At 56.3% G+C, this 18,894-nt stretch carries 20 protein-coding genes; 16 read left to right on the top strand and 4 right to left on the bottom strand.

Annotation, left to right across the window (positions count from 1 at the left end; translation table 11 throughout):
- Nucleotides 1–109: 109 nt before the first annotated feature.
- Nucleotides 110–493: an aspartate 1-decarboxylase autocleavage activator PanM gene (gene panM / locus ABLV66_RS01515; protein WP_045375774.1), complete on the bottom strand. Its 384-nt coding sequence runs from the start codon at nucleotides 491–493 to the stop codon at nucleotides 110–112.
- 422 nt (nucleotides 494–915) lie between these two features.
- Between panM and livK the strand changes: the two genes are divergently transcribed.
- The 12 genes from livK (at nucleotide 916) to ugpQ (ending at nucleotide 11,850) form a co-directional block, all read left to right on the top strand.
- Nucleotides 916–2,025: a high-affinity branched-chain amino acid ABC transporter substrate-binding protein LivK gene (livK, locus tag ABLV66_RS01520; RefSeq protein ID WP_348876568.1), complete on the top strand. Its 1,110-nt coding sequence runs from the start codon at nucleotides 916–918 to the stop codon at nucleotides 2,023–2,025.
- A gap of 53 nt (nucleotides 2,026–2,078) precedes the next feature.
- Nucleotides 2,079–3,005, top strand: a complete 927-nt coding sequence (gene livH / locus ABLV66_RS01525; RefSeq protein ID WP_015369323.1) for a high-affinity branched-chain amino acid ABC transporter permease LivH — start codon at nucleotides 2,079–2,081, stop codon at nucleotides 3,003–3,005.
- Nucleotides 3,002–4,279: a branched chain amino acid ABC transporter permease LivM gene (gene livM, locus ABLV66_RS01530; RefSeq protein ID WP_015369324.1), complete on the top strand. Its 1,278-nt coding sequence runs from the start codon at nucleotides 3,002–3,004 to the stop codon at nucleotides 4,277–4,279. The genes livH and livM overlap by 4 nt, the downstream gene beginning before the upstream one ends.
- Nucleotides 4,276–5,043, top strand: a complete 768-nt coding sequence (gene livG / locus ABLV66_RS01535; RefSeq protein WP_015369325.1) for a high-affinity branched-chain amino acid ABC transporter ATP-binding protein LivG — start codon at nucleotides 4,276–4,278, stop codon at nucleotides 5,041–5,043. The genes livM and livG overlap by 4 nt, the downstream gene beginning before the upstream one ends.
- 17 nt (nucleotides 5,044–5,060) lie before the next feature.
- Nucleotides 5,061–5,774 carry a high-affinity branched-chain amino acid ABC transporter ATP-binding protein LivF gene (gene livF / locus ABLV66_RS01540; RefSeq protein WP_086538103.1) on the top strand — a complete coding sequence of 238 codons (714 nt, stop codon included), beginning with the start codon at nucleotides 5,061–5,063 and terminating at the stop codon, nucleotides 5,772–5,774.
- A gap of 176 nt (nucleotides 5,775–5,950) precedes the next feature.
- A complete protein-coding gene (locus tag ABLV66_RS01545) occupies nucleotides 5,951–6,172 on the top strand; it encodes a type II toxin-antitoxin system Phd/YefM family antitoxin (RefSeq protein ID WP_019725146.1) in 222 nt (73 codons plus the stop codon).
- A complete protein-coding gene (locus ABLV66_RS01550; RefSeq protein ID WP_224423474.1) occupies nucleotides 6,169–6,537 on the top strand; it encodes a type II toxin-antitoxin system death-on-curing family toxin in 369 nt (122 codons plus the stop codon). Before ABLV66_RS01545 ends, ABLV66_RS01550 begins: the two co-directional genes overlap by 4 nt.
- 351 nt (nucleotides 6,538–6,888) lie before the next feature.
- Nucleotides 6,889–8,205: a sn-glycerol-3-phosphate ABC transporter substrate-binding protein UgpB gene (gene ugpB / locus ABLV66_RS01555; protein WP_045394824.1), complete on the top strand. Its 1,317-nt coding sequence runs from the start codon at nucleotides 6,889–6,891 to the stop codon at nucleotides 8,203–8,205.
- A 106-nt stretch (nucleotides 8,206–8,311) separates the two neighbouring features.
- Nucleotides 8,312–9,199 (top strand): sn-glycerol-3-phosphate ABC transporter permease UgpA, encoded by an 888-nt coding sequence (gene ugpA, locus ABLV66_RS01560; RefSeq protein ID WP_015369328.1) that lies wholly within the window; start codon nucleotides 8,312–8,314, stop codon nucleotides 9,197–9,199.
- Nucleotides 9,196–10,041: a sn-glycerol-3-phosphate ABC transporter permease UgpE gene (ugpE, locus tag ABLV66_RS01565; RefSeq protein ID WP_015369329.1), complete on the top strand. Its 846-nt coding sequence runs from the start codon at nucleotides 9,196–9,198 to the stop codon at nucleotides 10,039–10,041. Before ugpA ends, ugpE begins: the two co-directional genes overlap by 4 nt.
- A gap of 1 nt (nucleotide 10,042) precedes the next feature.
- A complete protein-coding gene (locus tag ABLV66_RS01570) occupies nucleotides 10,043–11,113 on the top strand; it encodes a sn-glycerol-3-phosphate import ATP-binding protein UgpC (RefSeq protein WP_032709316.1) in 1,071 nt (356 codons plus the stop codon).
- Nucleotides 11,110–11,850, top strand: coding sequence for a glycerophosphodiester phosphodiesterase (gene ugpQ / locus ABLV66_RS01575; RefSeq protein WP_063415111.1), 741 nt, complete (start codon nucleotides 11,110–11,112; stop codon nucleotides 11,848–11,850). Before ABLV66_RS01570 ends, ugpQ begins: the two co-directional genes overlap by 4 nt.
- A gap of 23 nt (nucleotides 11,851–11,873) precedes the next feature.
- Here the strand turns inward: ugpQ and ABLV66_RS01580 are convergent, their stop codons facing one another.
- A complete protein-coding gene (locus ABLV66_RS01580; protein WP_032709313.1) occupies nucleotides 11,874–12,194 on the bottom strand; it encodes a DUF2756 family protein in 321 nt (106 codons plus the stop codon).
- A gap of 124 nt (nucleotides 12,195–12,318) precedes the next feature.
- Here ABLV66_RS01580 and ggt point away from each other — a divergent pair, with 124 nt between their 5' ends.
- Entirely contained in the window at nucleotides 12,319–14,064 is a 1,746-nt protein-coding gene (gene ggt, locus ABLV66_RS01585; protein ID WP_348876565.1) for a gamma-glutamyltransferase, read from the top strand.
- 86 nt (nucleotides 14,065–14,150) lie between these two features.
- Here ggt and yhhY read toward each other — a convergent pair whose 3' ends face one another.
- Nucleotides 14,151–14,639 carry an N-acetyltransferase gene (gene yhhY / locus ABLV66_RS01590; RefSeq protein ID WP_308957692.1) on the bottom strand — a complete coding sequence of 163 codons (489 nt, stop codon included), beginning with the start codon at nucleotides 14,637–14,639 and terminating at the stop codon, nucleotides 14,151–14,153.
- Nucleotides 14,640–14,866: 227 nt separating this feature from the next.
- Nucleotides 14,867–15,514, bottom strand: a complete 648-nt coding sequence (locus ABLV66_RS01595) for a bactofilin family protein (RefSeq protein WP_047047937.1) — start codon at nucleotides 15,512–15,514, stop codon at nucleotides 14,867–14,869.
- Between the two features lie 265 nt (nucleotides 15,515–15,779).
- Between ABLV66_RS01595 and ABLV66_RS01600 the strand changes: the two genes are divergently transcribed.
- The 3 genes from ABLV66_RS01600 (at nucleotide 15,780) to gntR (ending at nucleotide 18,855) form a co-directional block, all read left to right on the top strand.
- Entirely contained in the window at nucleotides 15,780–16,817 is a 1,038-nt protein-coding gene (locus ABLV66_RS01600) for an oxidoreductase (RefSeq protein WP_045394887.1), read from the top strand.
- A 121-nt stretch (nucleotides 16,818–16,938) separates the two neighbouring features.
- On the top strand, nucleotides 16,939–17,634 hold the full coding sequence (locus ABLV66_RS01605; protein WP_045394827.1) for a pirin family protein: 696 nt from the start codon (nucleotides 16,939–16,941) through the stop codon (nucleotides 17,632–17,634).
- Between the two features lie 225 nt (nucleotides 17,635–17,859).
- Nucleotides 17,860–18,855, top strand: coding sequence for a gluconate operon transcriptional repressor GntR (gntR, locus tag ABLV66_RS01610; RefSeq protein WP_348876564.1), 996 nt, complete (start codon nucleotides 17,860–17,862; stop codon nucleotides 18,853–18,855).
- Nucleotides 18,856–18,894 lie beyond the last annotated feature (39 nt).

The raw sequence follows: 18,894 nt of genomic DNA on the forward strand, positions 1-18,894 counted from the left end.
TGACCCCGGTTGCGCTGCGCTTACCGGGGCTACAATTGGCAGGTAGCCCGGCTAAGCGAAGCGCCGCCGGGTTCTTCCTTGGTCACGCTGCGTTTATTAGGGCTACGGCCTAATGCTTTTCCCAACCATTCTGCTGGGCGCTGAAACCGAGCGCCTGCATAAATGCCGCCATCACGCCGCGGTCTTCCACCCCGCTATCGGCAACGCGCCAGCTATTGATATTCGGGTTATCGCTTAACGTCTCTTCCACTAAATATTGCCCAACGCCGCGGCGGCGGGTGACTTCACGCACGCACAGATCGCTGAGCTCGCCTTCAACGCCGCGCAGGGTAACGCGTACGGCGCCGAGCAGGCGTTCGTTAAAGCGGGCGGCGTAAATACGATGGTTTTCATCCAGCGTCAGCGCCGCAGGATCCTGCGACGGCCAGATTTTGCCTAAATCAATGCGATCCTGATCGCTGAAGTGCTGTAAACGGATAATGGTGAGCTTCATACGCGGCAATTCCAGTCAAAACAGATGCGCCAGTGTACTCAAATTTCTCGTTCGGCGGGGTGCTGTTTTCAACTCATTCATCAGGGGATTCGTTTTCCTGGTTGCGCGGGGGTAGCGCAATACATCATGGATCGAAAAATAAGCAGAGTTTTAACCTGATATGTAGCGTTTTATTCCGCCTTATATGCCGTTATTTTATGCTGCAAACTGGACTTTTTTTTGTTTATCTTCGCCTAAAAACAGAATATTATCTTTTCTTAATCACCTGAAAAATAGAGATTTTAATCATAATTCAGGTAAAAAACCGCGCTAAACCATTAAACTTCATGGTAAAAATGGCGTTGTTTAATAAAAGCACAGAATGCTTTTTAACCATAAAAATACAAAACATTTACACCACATCACGAACGGGGTTCTGAAGCATGAAAAGGAACGCGAAAACGATCGTCGCGGGAGTCGTTGCATTAGCGATTTCCCACGCGGCGATGGCAAAGGATATTAAAGTCGCCGTCGTCGGCGCGATGTCTGGCCCGGTTGCCCAGTGGGGCGATATGGAATTCAACGGCGCGCGCCAGGCGATTAAAGACATTAACGCCAGCGGCGGCATTAAAGGCGACAAACTGGTTGGCGTTGAGTATGACGACGCCTGCGACCCGAAACAGGCGGTCGCGGTCGCTAACAAAATCGTCAATGACGGCATTCAGTACGTTATTGGCCACCTGTGTTCCTCTTCTACCCAGCCGGCTTCGGATATCTATGAAGACGAAGGTATCCTGATGATCTCCCCGGGGGCGACCAACCCTGAGCTGACCCAGCGTGGCTACCAGTACATCATGCGTACCGCAGGTCTTGACTCTTCCCAGGGGCCGACCGCCGCGAAATATATCCTCGAACACGTGAAGCCGCAGCGTATTGCGATTATTCATGACAAGCAGCAGTACGGCGAAGGGCTGGCGCGTTCCGTGCAGGACAACCTGAAGAAAGCCGGCGCCAATATCGTCTTCTTTGATGGCATCACCGCCGGTGAGAAAAACTTCTCCGCGCTGCTGGCGCGCCTGAAGAAAGAGAACATCGACTTCGTCTACTACGGCGGCTACTACCCGGAAATGGGGCAGATGCTGCGCCAGGCGCGCTCCGTCGGCCTGAAAACGCAGTTTATGGGGCCGGAAGGCGTCGGTAACGCCTCGCTGTCCAACATCGCCGGCGCGGCGGCGGAAGGTATGCTGGTGACGATGCCAAAACGCTATGACCAGGATCCGGCCAACAGCGCTATTGTTGATGCGCTGAAAGCGGATAAAAAAGATCCGAGCGGCCCGTACGTCTGGATCACCTATGCCGCCGTTCAGTCGCTGGCGCAGGCGATGGACAGAACCGGCAGCCAGCAGCCGCTGGATTTAATTAAAGATTTGAAAGCTCACGGCGCGAAGACCGTGATTGGGCCGCTGAATTGGGATGAAAAAGGCGATCTGAAGGGATTTGAATTTGGTGTCTTCCAGTGGCACGCGGATGGTTCATCCACCGTCGCTAAGTAAGACGCGTTATCCCACCGCCCGCACCGCGCGGGCGGCATGAAAAAGGTTACCTTATGTCCGAGCAGTTTCTCTATTTTCTGCAGCAGATGTTTAACGGCGTCACGCTGGGCAGTACCTATGCGCTGATCGCCATCGGCTATACGATGGTGTACGGCATTATCGGCATGATTAACTTCGCCCACGGCGAGGTCTACATGATCGGCAGCTACGTCTCGTTCATGATTATCGCCGCCCTGATGATGCTGGGTATCGATACCGGCTGGCTGCTGGTCGCCGCAGGCTTTATCGGCGCTATCATTATCGCCAGCGCCTACGGCTGGAGTATCGAGCGCGTGGCCTATCGGCCAGTTCGCAGCTCCAAGCGCCTGATCGCGCTGATTTCCGCCATCGGGATGTCGATATTCCTGCAGAACTTCGTCAGCCTGACCGAAGGCTCGCGCGATGTCGCGCTGCCGAGTCTCTTTAACGGCCAGTGGATTGTCGGCCACAGCGATAATTTCTCCGCCACTATCACTACCATGCAGTTGGTGATCTGGGTGGTCACCTTTATCGCCATGCTGGCGCTGACGCTGTTTATTCGCTATTCGCGAATGGGCCGCGCCTGTCGCGCCTGTGCGGAAGATCTGAAAATGGCGAGCCTGCTGGGTATCAATACCGACCGCGTTATTGCGCTGACCTTCGTCATTGGCGCGGCGATGGCGGCGGTCGCTGGCGTCCTGCTGGGGCAGTTCTACGGCGTTATTAACCCCTACATCGGCTTTATGGCCGGGATGAAGGCCTTTACCGCGGCTGTGCTCGGCGGTATCGGTAGTATCCCTGGCGCGATGATCGGCGGCCTGATTCTGGGTATCGCCGAGGCGCTCTCTTCTGCCTATCTCAGCACCGAATATAAAGACGTCGTCTCCTTCGCGCTGCTGATTCTGGTGCTGTTAGTGATGCCGACCGGCATTCTGGGCCGCCCGGAGGTAGAAAAAGTATGAAACCGATGCAAATTGCGATGGCGCTGCTTTCCGCCGCGATGTTCTTTGTTCTGGCGGGCGTCTTTATGGGCGTTCAGCTGGAGCTGAATGGCACCAAACTGGTGGTCGACACCGCCGCCGATATTCGTTGGCAGTGGATTTTCATCGGCACCGCGGTGGTCTTTTTCTTCCAGCTGCTGCGCCCGCTGTTCCAGAAAGCGGTTAAGAACGTTTCCGGGCCGAAATTTATTATGCCGGCGATTGACGGGTCGACGGTCAAGCAGAAGCTGTTTCTGATAGCCCTGCTGGTGATTGCCGTGGCCTGGCCGTTTATGGTGTCGCGCGGTACGGTGGATATTGCCACCCTGACGATGATTTATATCATCCTTGGTCTCGGGTTGAACGTGGTGGTTGGGCTTTCCGGCCTGCTGGTATTGGGCTACGGCGGGTTTTACGCCATCGGCGCCTATACCTTTGCGCTGCTTAACCACTATTACGGTCTCGGCTTCTGGACCTGCCTGCCGCTGGCCGGCCTGGTCTCCGCGGCGGCCGGCTTCCTGCTTGGCTTCCCGGTGCTGCGTCTGCGCGGCGACTATCTGGCGATTGTGACCTTAGGCTTCGGCGAGATCGTGCGTATTCTGCTGCTCAACAATACCGAGATCACCGGCGGGCCGAACGGTATCAGCCAGATCCCGAAACCGACTTTCTTTGGTCTTGAATTTAGCCGTACCGCCCGCGAAGGCGGCTGGGATACCTTCAGCAACTTCTTCGGCCTGAAGTACGATCCCAGCGACCGGGTGATTTTCCTCTATCTGGTGGCGTTGTTGCTGGTGGTGCTCAGCCTGTTCGTTATTAACCGTCTGCTGCGGATGCCGCTTGGGCGGGCATGGGAAGCGCTGCGTGAAGATGAAATCGCCTGCCGTTCGCTGGGCCTGAGCCCGACGCGCATCAAGCTGACCGCCTTTACTATCAGCGCCGCGTTTGCCGGCTTCGCCGGCACGCTGTTCGCCGCGCGCCAGGGCTTCGTGAGCCCGGAGTCCTTTACCTTCGCCGAGTCGGCCTTTGTGCTGGCGATCGTCGTGCTGGGTGGGATGGGCTCGCAGTTTGCGGTGATCCTGGCGGCTATTCTGCTGGTGGTATCGCGCGAGCTGATGCGTGATTTCAACGAATACAGCATGTTAATGCTCGGTGGGTTGATGGTGCTGATGATGATCTGGCGTCCGCAGGGGCTGTTGCCGATGACGCGCCCACAGCTGAAGCTGAAAAACGGTCAGGCGAAAGGAGAGCAGGCATGAGTCAGCCAATATTATCCGTGAACGGCCTGATGATGCGTTTTGGCGGCCTGCTGGCGGTCAATAACGTCTCCCTTGAGCTACGTCCGCAGGAAATCGTTTCCTTAATCGGCCCGAACGGCGCGGGAAAAACCACTGTTTTTAACTGCCTGACCGGTTTCTATAAACCTACCGGCGGTACCATTATGCTGCGCGACCAGCACCTGGAAGGGCTGCCGGGCCAGCAGATTGCGCGGATGGGGGTGGTGCGAACCTTCCAGCACGTGCGTCTGTTCCGCGAAATGACGGTGATTGAAAACCTACTGGTGGCGCAGCATCAACAGCTGAAAACCGGCGTCTTCTCCGGCCTGCTGAAAACGCCAGCCTTCCGTCGCGCGCAGAGCGAAGCCCTGGATCGGGCCGCCACCTGGCTTGAGCGTATCGGCCTGCTGGAGCACGCCAACCGTCAGGCCAGTAACCTGGCCTACGGCGACCAGCGCCGGCTGGAGATCGCCCGCTGTATGGTGACGCAGCCGGAGATCCTGATGCTTGATGAACCGGCGGCGGGGCTTAACCCGAAAGAGACCAAAGAGCTGGATGAGCTTATCGCCGAGCTGCGTAGCCATCACAACACCACCATCCTGCTTATCGAACATGATATGAAGCTGGTGATGGGCATTTCCGATCGCATCTACGTCGTGAATCAGGGGACGCCGCTGGCCAACGGGACGCCGGAAGAGATTCGTAATAACCCGGACGTGATCCGCGCCTATTTAGGTGAAGCATAATGGTGGTGACGCATAAGATGGAAAAAGCGATGTTAACTTTTGACAATGTCAGCGCCCACTACGGCAAGATTCAGGCGCTGCACAACGTCAGCCTGCATATCAAACAGGGTGAGATCGTCACGCTTATCGGCGCTAACGGCGCGGGGAAAACTACCCTGCTCGGTACGCTGTGCGGCGATCCGCGGGCCTCCAGCGGGCGCATTGTCTTTGACGGTAAGGATATTACCGACTGGCAGACGGCGAAAATCATGCGTGAAGCGGTGGCGATCGTGCCGGAAGGGCGGCGCGTCTTTTCGCGCATGACGGTGGAAGAGAACCTGGCGATGGGCGGTTTTTTTGCCGACCGCGACCAGTTCCATACCCGCATCAAATGGGTGTATGAGTTGTTCCCGCGTCTGCATGAACGCCGTATTCAGCGCGCCGGCACCATGTCCGGCGGCGAGCAGCAGATGCTGGCGATCGGTCGCGCTCTGATGAGCCAGCCGCGCCTGCTGCTGCTTGATGAGCCTTCATTAGGGCTGGCGCCGATTATCATTCAGCAGATTTTCGACACCATCGAGCAGCTGCGTGAACAGGGGATGACTATTTTCCTGGTTGAGCAGAACGCCAACCAGGCGCTGAAGCTGGCCGATCGCGGCTACGTACTTGAAAACGGTCACGTGGTGCTTGAGGATACCGGCGATGCGCTGTTAGCCAACGAGGCGGTGCGCAGCGCCTATCTCGGCGGTTAGTTCATCGTAACCCGGCGTCGTTCGCTTCGCCGGTTTGTAGCCCGGGCGAGGCGCTTGCGCCGACCCCGGGAGCCGATCGCACGAATACATTTAAAAGAGCCTGTTGGCTCTTTTTTTGTACTCTTTTATTGTACATGTATGTTGTACAATAAAAGAGTACAGCTTTGGAGGTTTTTATGAGAACGGTTAACTATAGCGAAGCCCGGCAAAATCTGGCCGATGTGCTGGAAAGCGCAGTGACAGGTGTACCTGTGACCATTACCCGTCGTGGGCATAAATCTGCAGTCATCATTAGTGCAGAAGAGTTTGAACGCTACCAGGCGGCCAGAATGGATGATGAGTTCGCGGCTATCATGGCGGTTCATGGTGATGAGCTCAGGGAGCTTGCGGATAAATGACGCTGCAGATTATCTCAGCGGAAGAGATAATACAGTTTCACGACAGGCTGCTCCGCGTCACGCCTGGCGTTGCCGGTATGCCCGATCCGGGGCGTGCCGAAGCGATAATGTATAGGGTGCTAAACAAAATTGAATATGAAGGTGTGACAGACGTGTGGCGACTCGCTGCGATGCATCTGCTGGCGATTTCTCGCGGTCATATATTTAATGATGGTAATAAGCGTACGGCACTGTTTATCACCCTGCTTTTTTTAAAGCGAAATGGAATTATATTGCCGGCGAATCCAGACTTCGTCGGCATGACCGTTGAGGCGGAAGCAGGGCAACTTACCCTGGAACAGATTGTCGCGCGCTTGCGCGGATGACGGTTAACTCGTAGACCATGCCGGATGGCGGCGTAAACGCCTTATCCAGCCTACAACTGTTGGCCTATCTCGGCGGTTAGTTCATCGTAACCCGGCGTCGTTCGCTTCGCCGGTTTGTAGCCCGGGCGAGGCGCTTGCGCCGACCCCGGGAGCCGATCGCACGAATATTATCCGTGTCTCAGCTCCCACTTTACTTCCCCCATCCTTTCATCGGCTTGTCATCTCTCTGACCCGTTACTATCTTTTTTTTGTAATAAAAAAGTTATTTTTCTGTAATTCGAACATGTCATGTTACCCCGCGAACATAAAACGCGTGAAATCGCGCATCCGGAACAACAAGAGAGATAACCGATGATATCGTTACGACATACAGCTTTAGGACTGGCGCTGAGCCTGGCATTTGCTGGTCAGGCACTGGCAGTAACCACCATCCCTTTCTGGCACTCGATGGAAGGGGAGCTGGGTAAAGAAGTTGATTCTCTGGCGCAACGTTTCAACGCGGCCAATCCTGATTACAAAATTGTTCCGGTGTACAAAGGCAATTACGAACAGAGCCTGAGCGCCGGTATCGCTGCCTTCCGTACCGGCAACGCGCCGGCGATTCTGCAGGTGTATGAAGTTGGTACCGCCACCATGATGGCGTCAAAAGCCATTAAGCCGGTATACCAGGTCTTTAGCGATGCGGGTATTAAGTTCGATGAATCGCAGTTCGTGCCGACGGTGTCCGGTTATTACACCGATTCAAAAACCGGCCATCTGCTCTCCCAGCCGTTTAACAGCTCCACGCCGGTGCTGTACTACAACAAAGACGCCTTCAAGAAAGCGGGCTTAGACCCTGAGCAGCCGCCGAAAACCTGGCAGGATCTGGCGGCCTACACCGCGAAGCTGAAAGCGTCCGGGATGAAGTGCGGCTACGCCAGCGGCTGGCAGGGCTGGATCCAGATTGAAAACTTCAGCGCCTGGCACGGCCTGCCGGTCGCCACGAAAAATAACGGTTTTGACGGCACCGATGCGGTGCTTGAGTTCAACAAGCCGGAGCAGGTGAAACATATCGCCCTGCTCGAAGAGATGAACAAGAAGGGCGATTTCAGCTATTTCGGGCGTAAGGATGAGTCCACCGAGAAGTTCTATAACGGCGACTGCGCGATCACTACCGCGTCATCTGGTTCGCTGGCGGATATTCGTCAGTACGCGAAATTCAACTACGGTGTCGGCATGATGCCTTACGACGCCGATGTTAAAGGCGCGCCGCAGAACGCCATTATCGGCGGGGCCAGCCTGTGGGTGATGCAGGGCAAGGACAAAGAGACCTACACCGGCGTGGCGAAGTTCCTCGACTTCCTGACCAAACCGGAAAACGCCGCCGAGTGGCACCAGAAAACCGGCTATCTGCCGATTACCACCGCGGCCTACGATCTGACGCGCCAGCAGGGCTTCTATGATAAGAACCCGGGCGCTGATATCGCCACCCGCCAGATGCTGAATAAGCCGCCGTTGCCGTTCACCAAAGGCCTGCGCCTGGGCAACATGCCGCAAATTCGCACCATCGTCGATGAAGAGCTGGAGAGCGTGTGGACCGGCAAGAAAACCCCGCAACAGGCGCTGGACTCCGCCGTTCAGCGCGGGAATCAACTGCTGCGCCGTTTCGAGCAAGCAACCAAATCGTAATCTGTAACTTGCCCGGTGGCGCTGCGCTTACCGGGCCTACGATGTGCCCTATGTAGGCCGGGTAAGGCGTAGCCGCCACCCGGCATTGTTCAGGAACCAAATCTCAATGTCATCATCCCGTCCGGTATTCCGCTCGCGCTGGCTGCCCTATGTGCTGGTCGCGCCGCAGCTGATTATCACGCTGATTTTCTTTATCTGGCCCGCGGGCGAAGCGCTGTGGTACTCGCTGCAGAGCGTCGATCCGTTTGGCCTTTCCAGCCAGTTTGTCGGCCTGGATAACTTCGTCACGCTGTTCCACGACCCGTACTATCTGGACTCGTTCTGGACGACCATAAAATTCAGCACCCTGGTAACCGTCAGCGGCCTGCTTATTTCGCTGTTTTTTGCCGCGCTGGTCGACTATGTGGTGCGCGGCAGCCGCTTTTATCAAACGCTGATGCTGCTGCCGTATGCCGTGGCCCCCGCTGTCGCGGCGGTGCTGTGGATCTTCCTCTTCAATCCCGGACGCGGGCTGATCACGCATTTCCTTGGCGAATTGGGTTACGACTGGAACCACGCGCAAAACAGCGGCCAGGCGATGTTCCTGGTGGTCTTCGCCTCGGTCTGGAAGCAGATAAGCTACAACTTCCTGTTCTTCTTCGCCGCGCTGCAGTCGATCCCGCGTTCGCTGGTTGAGGCCGCCGCCATCGACGGCGCCGGGCCGATTCGCCGCTTCTTCAAGCTGGCGCTGCCGCTGATTGCGCCGGTGAGCTTCTTCCTGCTGGTGGTCAACCTGGTTTACGCCTTCTTCGATACCTTCCCGGTGATCGATGCCGCCACCGCCGGCGGCCCGGTGCAGGCTACCACCACCCTAATCTACAAAATTTATCGCGAAGGTTTCGCCGGGCTCGATCTTTCCGCTTCCGCCGCGCAGTCGGTGGTGCTGATGTTCCTCGTCATTATCCTGACGGTGGTGCAGTTCCGTTACGTTGAAAGTAAGGTGCGTTACCAATGATTGAGAACCGTCGCGGGCTGACGATTTTCAGCCACACCATGCTGATTCTGGGCATTGCCGTCATTTTATTCCCGCTGTACGTCGCCTTCGTGGCGGCGACGCTGGATAACAAATCGGTATTTGAAACGCCGATGACGCTGATCCCCGGCGGACATCTGCTGGAAAATATGAAGACCATCTGGGTGAACGGCGTCGGCGTCAACAGCGCGCCGTTCTGGCTGATGATGCTCAACAGCTTCATCATGGCGTTCGCCATTACGGTCGGCAAAATCGTGGTGTCGATGCTTTCGGCGTTCGCCATCGTGTGGTTCCGCTTTCCGCTGCGTAACCTGTTCTTCTGGATGATCTTTATCACCCTGATGCTGCCGGTCGAGGTGCGTATTTTTCCGACGGTGGAAGTGATCGCCAACCTCAAAATGCTCGACAGCTATGCTGGATTAACGCTGCCGTTAATGGCTTCGGCTACCGCCACCTTCTTGTTCCGCCAGTTCTTTATGACCCTGCCGGACGAGCTGATTGAAGCGGCGCGTATTGATGGCGCTTCGCCGATGCGCTTCTTCCGCGACATCGTGCTGCCGCTGTCGAAAACCAACCTCGCCGCGCTGTTCGTTATCACCTTTATCTACGGCTGGAACCAGTATCTGTGGCCGTTGCTGATTATTCAGGATGTGAATCTTGGCACCGCCGTCGCCGGTATTAAAGGCATGATCGCCACCGGCGAAGGTACTACCCAGTGGAATCAGGTGATGGCGGCGATGCTGCTGACCCTGATCCCGCCGGTCGTCATCGTTTTAGCCATGCAGCGCGCGTTTGTGCGCGGCCTGGTCGATAGTGAGAAATAAAATGGCTGGTTTAAAACTACAGGCAGTAAGCAAAAGCTGGGATGGCAAAACCCAGGTAATTCAACCGCTGACGCTGGACGTGGCGGACGGAGAATTTATCGTCATGGTCGGCCCGTCAGGCTGCGGGAAATCAACGCTGCTGCGGATGGTCGCCGGACTTGAACGGGTGACCAGCGGCGATATCTGGATTGACCGTAAACGGGTGACCGAGATGGAACCGAAGGATCGCGGCATCGCGATGGTGTTCCAGAACTACGCGCTTTATCCGCATATGAGCGTGGAAGAGAACATGGCGTGGGGGCTGAAGATTCGCGGCATGGGTAAGGGATTGATCGCCGAGCGCGTGCAGGAGGCGGCGCGTATTCTTGAGCTGGATGGCCTGCTCAAGCGCCGCCCGCGGGAACTGTCCGGCGGTCAGCGCCAGCGCGTGGCGATGGGCCGCGCTATCGTGCGTGACCCGGCGGTATTCCTGTTCGACGAACCATTGTCAAACCTCGACGCCAAGCTGCGCGTGCAGATGCGTCTGGAACTGCAGCAGCTGCATCGGCGCCTGAAAACGACTTCGCTGTATGTCACCCACGATCAGGTCGAAGCGATGACCCTTGCCCAGCGGGTGATGGTAATGAATAAGGGGATTGCCGAGCAGATCGGCACGCCGGTTGAGGTGTATGAAAAGCCCGCCAGCCGCTTTGTGGCGAGCTTTATCGGCAGCCCGGCCATGAACCTGCTGGAGGGGCGGGTGAGCGATGATGGCGGCCGCTTTGAGCTGGAAGGCGGCATACAGCTGCCGATGAATCACGAGCATCGGCGCCACGCCGGGCGTAAAATGACTCTCGGTATTCGCCCGGAGCACTTTATTTTAAGCTCGCAGGCGCAAGGCGGCATCCCGCTGCTGATGGATACGCTGGAAATTTTAGGTGCCGATAACCTCGCCCACGGGCGCTGGGGCGAGCAGAAGCTGGTGGTCAGATTGCCGCATCAGCAGCGCCCGGCGGGCGGCAGCACGCTATGGCTGCATCTGCCATTGGAGCATCTGCACCTCTTTGATGGTGAAACAGGACAACGCGCATGAGTAACTGGCCTTATCCCCGCATCGTCGCCCATCGCGGCGGCGGTAAACTGGCGCCGGAGAACACCCTGGCGGCTATCGACGTCGGCGCCCGCTACGGGCACACGATGATTGAATTTGACGCCAAGCTGTCGAAGGACGGGCAGATCTTTCTGCTGCATGACGATAATCTCGAACGTACCAGCAACGGCTGGGGCGTGGCGGGCGAGCTGGCGTGGGACGATCTGCTGAAGGTTGATGCCGGCAGCTGGTTCAGCCGCGAGTTTAAGGGCGAACCGCTGCCGCTGCTCTCCCAGGTGGCGGAGCGCTGTCGTCGTCACGGCATGATGGCGAATATCGAAATTAAGCCGACGACCGGGCAGGGGCCGCAGACCGGAAAAGTGGTGGCGCTGGCTGCGCGCGATCTGTGGGCCGATATGACCGCGCCGCTGCTCTCATCCTTTGAAATTGATGCGCTGGAAGCGGCGCAGGAAGCCGCGCCCGAGCTGCCGCGCGGGCTGCTTCTGGATGAGTGGCGCGATGACTGGCGCGAATTGACCGCCCGGCTGGGCTGCGTCTCAATTCATCTCAACCACAAGCTGCTGGATGCGGCGCGGGTGGCGAGCCTGAAACAGGCCGGCCTGCATATTCTGGTGTATACGGTCAACAAACCCCAGCGCGCCGCCGAGCTGCTGCGCTGGGGCGTAGACTGCATCTGCACCGATGCTATTGACGTCATCGGGCCGAATTTCCAGCCTTAAGGCTGATTTGCGGCGGACGATCTTTACGGGTTAGTCTGCCGCAGCATCCCGCCGTTGTTGTTTGGCAGTACCTGCGGCTGCGAATTGAGATTGCCGCCCTGCGCCGCGCGCTGCTGATTGGTCTGCAGCTGATTTTGCAAATGCTGTTGCTGCATATGCGTCTGATTATTCAGATTCTGCTTCAGCATGCTTTGCTGCTGCTGTTGCTGCACCTTCATCTCATTTTGCATACGCTGCTGGCTGGGTACCACATAACCCGGCTGGTTAGGGTTGTTATCGATGTTAATCGGCTGTGCTAAAACGCCGAGCGGCATCAGCGCCGCCAGGAATAAAATCGCTTTCATTGTTTTCTCCTCCCGTGCGTGGGATCACTTAAGTGTACCTCGAATTCGCCATAACAATGATTTTTTAGGAGTTATCAACCAGGCTTAAGCCGGGAGATAAAACCTACCTTTCAGGAGTAAGACAATGATAAAAACAACAATATGGCGTCAGGTGGTCATCGCAGCGTTACTGGCGGGGGGCAGTTTTACCGTTGCCGCCAATCCGCCGCCCCCGCCGCCGGTCTCGTATGGCGTTGAGGAAGATGTGTTTCACCCGGTGCGCGCCCAGCAGGGGATGGTGGCCTCGGTGGATGCGCTGGCGACCCGCGTCGGCGTAGATATTCTGCGTCAGGGCGGCAACGCCGTCGATGCGGCGGTGGCTGTCGGTTACGCGCTGGCGGTCACGCATCCGCAGGCCGGTAATATCGGCGGCGGCGGCTTTATGATGCTGCGAACTAAAGACGGTAAAACCACGGCGATCGATTTCCGCGAGATGGCTCCGGAACAGGCCACCCGGGATATGTTCCTCGATGAACATGGCAATCCTGACAGTAAAAAATCGCTGACTTCGCATCTCGCTTCCGGTACCCCAGGCAGCGTCGCGGGCTTCTCCCTCGCGCTGGAAAAATACGGCACCATGCCGCTGAACAAGGTGATCCGCCCGGCGATTAAGCTGGCGGAAGAGGGCTTTATCGTTAACGATGCGCTGGCTGACGATTTAAAAACCTACGGCAGCGAAGTGATCCCGCAGCATGAAAACAGCAAAGCGATTTTCTGGAAGAACGGCGAATCGCTGAAAAAAGGCGACCGGCTGGTGCAAAAAAATCTGGGTAAAAGCCTGGAGCTGATTGCCGAGCACGGCCCGGATGCCTTCTATAAAGGGGCTATCGCCGACCAGATTGCCGGTGAGATGAAAAAACACGGCGGGCTTATCACCAAAGCCGATCTCGCCAACTACAGGGCCGTGGAGCGTACGCCGATTAGCGGTGAATATCGCGGCTATGAGGTCTACTCCATGCCGCCGCCGTCCTCTGGCGGGATCCACATCGTGCAGATCCTCAATATCCTCGAAAACTTCGATATGCAGAAATATGGCTTTGGCAGCGCCGACGCCATGCAGGTGATGGCGGAAGCGGAGAAACACGCCTACGCCGACCGTTCGGAATATCTCGGCGACCCTGACTTCGTCAAAGTGCCGTGGCAGGCGCTGACCAGCAAAGCCTACGCCAAAGCGATCGCCGCTGAGATCGACGTCAACAAGGCGAAGCCTTCCAGCCAGATCCGCCCGGGCAAACTGGCGCCTTATGAAAGCAACCAGACCACCCACTTCTCGGTGGTCGATAAAGACGGCAATGCGGTGGCGGTGACTTATACGTTGAATACCACCTTTGGTACCGGCATCGTGGCCGGCGACTCCGGAATTATACTCAACAACCAGATGGATGATTTCTCGGCGAAGCCCGGCGTGCCTAACGTTTATGGTTTAGTTGGCGGCGACGCCAATGCGGTAGGGCCGAAAAAGCGCCCTCTGTCGTCGATGTCGCCGACGATTGTGGTGAAAGACGGGAAAACCTGGCTGGTGACCGGTAGCCCGGGCGGTAGCCGTATTATTACCACCGTGCTGCAAATGGTGGTCAACACCATTGATTTCGGGATGAACGTCGCGGAAGCCACCAATGCGCCGCGCTTCCACCACCAGTGGCTGCCGGACGAGTTGCGGGTGGAGAAAGGTTTTAGCCCGGATACCGTGAAATTGCTGGAAGCAAAAGGGCAGAAAGTCGCGCTGAAAGAGGCGATGGGCAGTACCCAGAGCATTATGGTGGGGCCGGATGGTACGCTGTATGGCGCTTCCGATCCGCGTTCGCCCGGTGATTTGACCGCGGGGTATTAAGGTGTTGCCCGGTGGCGCTGCGCTTACCGGGCCTACAACTGTGCGAACGTAGGCCGGGTAAGGCGAAGCCGCCACCCGGCAACACGCTACTTCATTCTCGCCATATAATACGCATCCACATACTCGCCGTTGCGCAGCGCATAGCGCCTGCCGGTGCCTTCGATCTCAAAGCCGTACTTCTTATACACCGCGACCGCCGGGGCGTTATCGGCAAAGACGGTGAGTTCGATGCGATCGACCCGCAGCCAGTTGTCGCACATATCAATCATGGTGCGCATCAGCGCGCTGGCGACGCCTCGGTTATGCCAACGTGAATCTACGCTGATACCAAAATCGGCGACGTGGCTACGGCGGGGGCGTTGGACGACGGCAATGCTTAAATGGCCGACGACTTGCCCATCGATACAGGCCACCAGCTGCTTCACGCCGGGAGTATCGGTTAGCCGCTCCCGCCACATATGCTCGGATGGATGAGGAACCTGTAGCGTGTTGTGATACACCTCCGGCTGGGCGTGAATTTGACGAATCGCGTCAACATCTTTCGGTTCAGCATGGCGTATCACGATGTCACTCATTCCTTGTTCCTCATTCAGGTGAAAAGTCCCATTAAACATCACTGACTACGGCGTTTGAGTCAACACGCATTATTTGCAAAAAAAATGTAGACAAGTGCGAATGAGAATGATTATTATTGTCCTGCATTCAGGGGGACCCGTGCGGAAAGCCTGAAAGCACGACATTGCTCACATTGCTTCCAGTATTACTTTAGCCAGCCGGGTGCTGGCTTTTTTTTTGCGTCAATTCAGGCGTGTTGCGATTTGGCGGATTTCACCGCTTCTTCTGCGATCAGGCCGACGATATTGTTTTTATTTTTGCTCTCCACGGTGGCCAATACCTCCGCGCTGCCGGTAAACAGGCCTCCCTTTTTAATCGCCAGCGTGCGATAGGCAAGGGTGCCGTCGAGGTTGCCATGTTCCTCAATAGCGATGCTATCGCCACGGCACTGGCCGTGTACCTTGCCGTCGACGATCAGCTCCCGGCAGCTGATATTGCCCTCCACGTGACCCTCGCGCATCACCTTAATCAGATGTTCTTTGGCCTCAATGTTGCCGGTGACCTGGCCATGGATATAGACATGACCGCAGGCGACGATATTGCCGACAAAATGCACCCCGCTGGCGATCACGGTGGTTTCCTGTTTTTTGACGCTTGCCGTTTCCGGTTCTGCTGCCGCCACGGTTGGCGCAGCGACTTCAGCAGCCTGCGCTTCGGTTTTATTTTTCTTCATAAACATAGCGTTAATTTTTTCCCGTTGGGTATGAGTAAGGAAAGCGAAGAGGGTACAGGCGGCCGCCAGGCGCGCCAGCGCGGTCTCATCGCTAAACCAGGCGATCAGGGCGAGAAGCCAGAAAAAAATGGCGCAGTTTATGGCGAGATACTTTTTTTCCATCAGCAGCGGCTGGCTACTCCGTTAGTCTTTAGCAACGTCCTGGTTTTGCCCTTCACTTATCCGCAGTTTCGTCATTGGAATCAAGACTTTCTGTTGAAAAATAGCGTTTTAATGACTTATTAATCAATCTCTTATTAAAAATTACGTATGAGTGATAACCGAAATATTTTGCCGGTGAATTTTCCTGCTCAGAGGAAAAGGAGGATGAAGTGAGCCGCCTGCTTGCGCTATGGTTAAAGGCAGCACATCAACTAAGGACAGCGTTATGATTCTGCACTGCGCATTTATTGGCTTTGGTAAAAGCACGACCCGCTACCATCTTCCTTACGTCCTGCATCGCAAAGACAGCTGGCACGTCGCGCATATTTATCGCCGCAGCGCCAGGCCGGAAGAACAGGCGCCGGCGTATTCCCATATCCACTTCACCAGCGACCTCGATGAAGTGCTGAATGACCCGCAGGTCAAGCTGGTAGTGGTCTGCACCCATGCTGATAGCCACTTCGAATACGCGAAGCGGGCGCTGGAAGCCGGGAAAAACGTACTGGTTGAAAAACCCTTCACCCCGACGCTTGCAGAGGCGAAGACCCTATTCGCGCTGGCGAAAAGCAAAGGGTTGACGGTGACGCCTTACCAGAACCGCCGCTTCGATTCCTGTTTCCTGACCACCAAAAAGGTGATTGAAAGCGGGAAGCTCGGCGAACTGGTGGAAATTGAAAGCCATTTTGATAACTACCGACCGGTGGCGGAAACCATCCAGGGGGGACCGCAAAGTGGCGATTTCTACGGTCTCGGCGTACATACCATGGATCAGATCATTTCGCTGTTTGGTCGCCCGGATCATGTTGCCTACGATCTGCGCTCACTACGTAATAAAGCCAATCCCGATGACACGTTTGAAGCTCAACTGTTTTATGGCGACCTGAAAGCGATCGTCAAAACCAGCCACCTGGTGCAGATTGACTACCCGAAATTTATCGTTCATGGGCATAAAGGCTCGTTTGTGAAATACGGTATTGACCAGCAGGAGACCAGCCTGAAGGCCAACATTATGCCGGGCGATGCGGGGTTCGGCGCCGATGACAGCGTGGGGCAACTGGTCTACATCAACGAGGCGGGCGTGGCGGTACGTGAAGAGGTGCCGCTGGAAACCGGCGACTACGGACGAGTGTATGACGCGCTGTATGACACCCTCGTTAACGGCCAGCCGAATTACGTCAAGGAATCTGAAGTTCTCACCAATATGGAGATTCTGCAGCGCGGCTTTGAACAGCCTTCTCCGGCCACCATTACCCTCGCGAAATAAGAAACGCTGGCTCCTCGCCGCTTGTTCATATTTTTTGAACAGAGGAGTCAATTTTCACCCTCTATGATCGCCGGCGGAATGGGTCCACACTTACTCCATCGAAAACATACGGGGGTGCAACATGATCTACTTACGCAAAGCTAACGAACGTGGCCACGCTAACCATGGCTGGCTGGATTCCTGGCATACTTTCTCTTTCGCCAACTACTACGACCCGAACTTTATGGGTTTCTCCGCGCTGCGCGTGATTAACGATGACGTAATCGACGCCGGCCAGGGGTTTGGCACCCACCCGCACAAAGACATGGAAATCCTGACTTATGTGCTGGAAGGGGCGGTTGAGCACCAGGACAGCATGGGTAACAAAGAGCAGGTTCCGGCCGGCGAGTTCCAGATCATGAGCGCGGGTACCGGCGTGCGTCACTCTGAGTACAACCCGAGCAGCACCGACCGCCTGCGTTTGTATCAGATCTGGATTATTCCAGAAGAAACCGGCATTACGCCGCGCTACGAGCAGCGCCGCTTTGATGCCGCGCAGGGCAAACAGCTGGTGCTGTCGCCAGATGCGCGCGAGGGTTCGCTGAAAGTGTACCAGGATATGGAGCTGTATCGCTGGGCGCTGCTGAAAGATGAGCAGTCGGTTCACCAGATTGCCGCGGAACGTCGCGTGTGGATCCAGGTAGTGAAAGGCGAAGTGACGATTAACGGCACCAAAGCCACCACCAGCGATGGTCTGGCGATTTGGGACGAGCAGGCGATTTCGGTTCACGCCGACAGCGATAGCGAAATATTGCTGTTCGATCTGCCGCCGGTTTGATACGCGTCATCCTTCAAGCCGCATTTTTGTTGGCTCTCCTCACTCACCCCGGTCGCGTACCCTTTGTACGCTTCCGGGGATTCGTTGCGTTGCCGCCTCAATGCAACTTGAATGATTTTGCGTATTAACTCTAAATAAATCTTTTGGCCCTTTTTTCTCCGGGAAGGTTGCGCTTTGTCCGTGATAAACTGAGAAAATGTTTCCCAGCCGATCACAGTCAGGACGATGAAAAAGAAAAGACCCGTACTTCAGGATGTAGCCGATCTTGTCGGCGTGACCAAAATGACGGTCAGTCGCTATTTACGTAACCCGGAACAGGTTTCTGAGGCCCTGCGTGGCAAGATTGCCGTTGCACTCGATGAGCTGGGTTATATTCCCAATCGCGCTCCTGATATTCTCTCCAACGCCACCAGCCGCGCCATCGGCGTGCTGCTGCCATCGTTAACCAACCAGGTCTTCTCGGAAGTGCTGCGCGGCATCGAAAGCGTCACCGACGCCTTCGGTTATCAAACCATGCTGGCGCACTACGGCTATAAGCCGGAGATGGAAGAGAAGCGTCTCGAATCAATGCTCTCCTGGAATATTGACGGCCTGATCCTCACCGAACGTACCCACACGCCGCGCACGCTGAAAATGATCGAAGTCGCCGGCATCCCGGTGGTTGAGCTGATGGACAGCCAGTCGCCGTGCCTCGACATTGCCGTCGGTTTCGATAACTTCGAAGCGGCGCGGCAGATGACGGCGGCGATTATCGCCCGCGGCCACTGCCACGTTGCTTATCTCGGCGCGCGTCTTGATGAACGTACTATCATCAAACAGAAGGGGTACGAGCAGGCGATGCTCGATGCCGGCATGACGCCCTACAGCGTGATGGTGGAGCAATCTTCTTCTTACTCGTCGGGGATTGAGCTGATGCGTCAGGCGCGCCGCGAATATCCGCAGCTCGACGGTATCTTCTGTACCAACGATGACCTCGCGGTCGGCGCGGCGTTCGAGTGCCAGCGTCTGGGGCTGAAAATCCCGGACGACATGGCGATAGCCGGTTTCCACGGTCACGATATCGGTCAGGTGATGGAGCCGCGTCTCGCCAGCGTACTGACCCCGCGCGAGCGCATGGGCCGCATCGGCGCCGAGCGTCTGCTGGCGCGCATCCGCGGTGAGACGATTACCCCTAAGATGTTAGATTTAGGTTTCACATTGTCACCGGGTGGATCTATTTAAACCGACAAGTTTGAAGTAGATCACACATATTCACATCTG

The sequence above is a fragment of the Klebsiella sp. CN_Kp073 genome (genome assembly GCF_040065495.2).
Lineage (GTDB): Bacteria > Pseudomonadota > Gammaproteobacteria > Enterobacterales > Enterobacteriaceae > Klebsiella > Klebsiella aerogenes.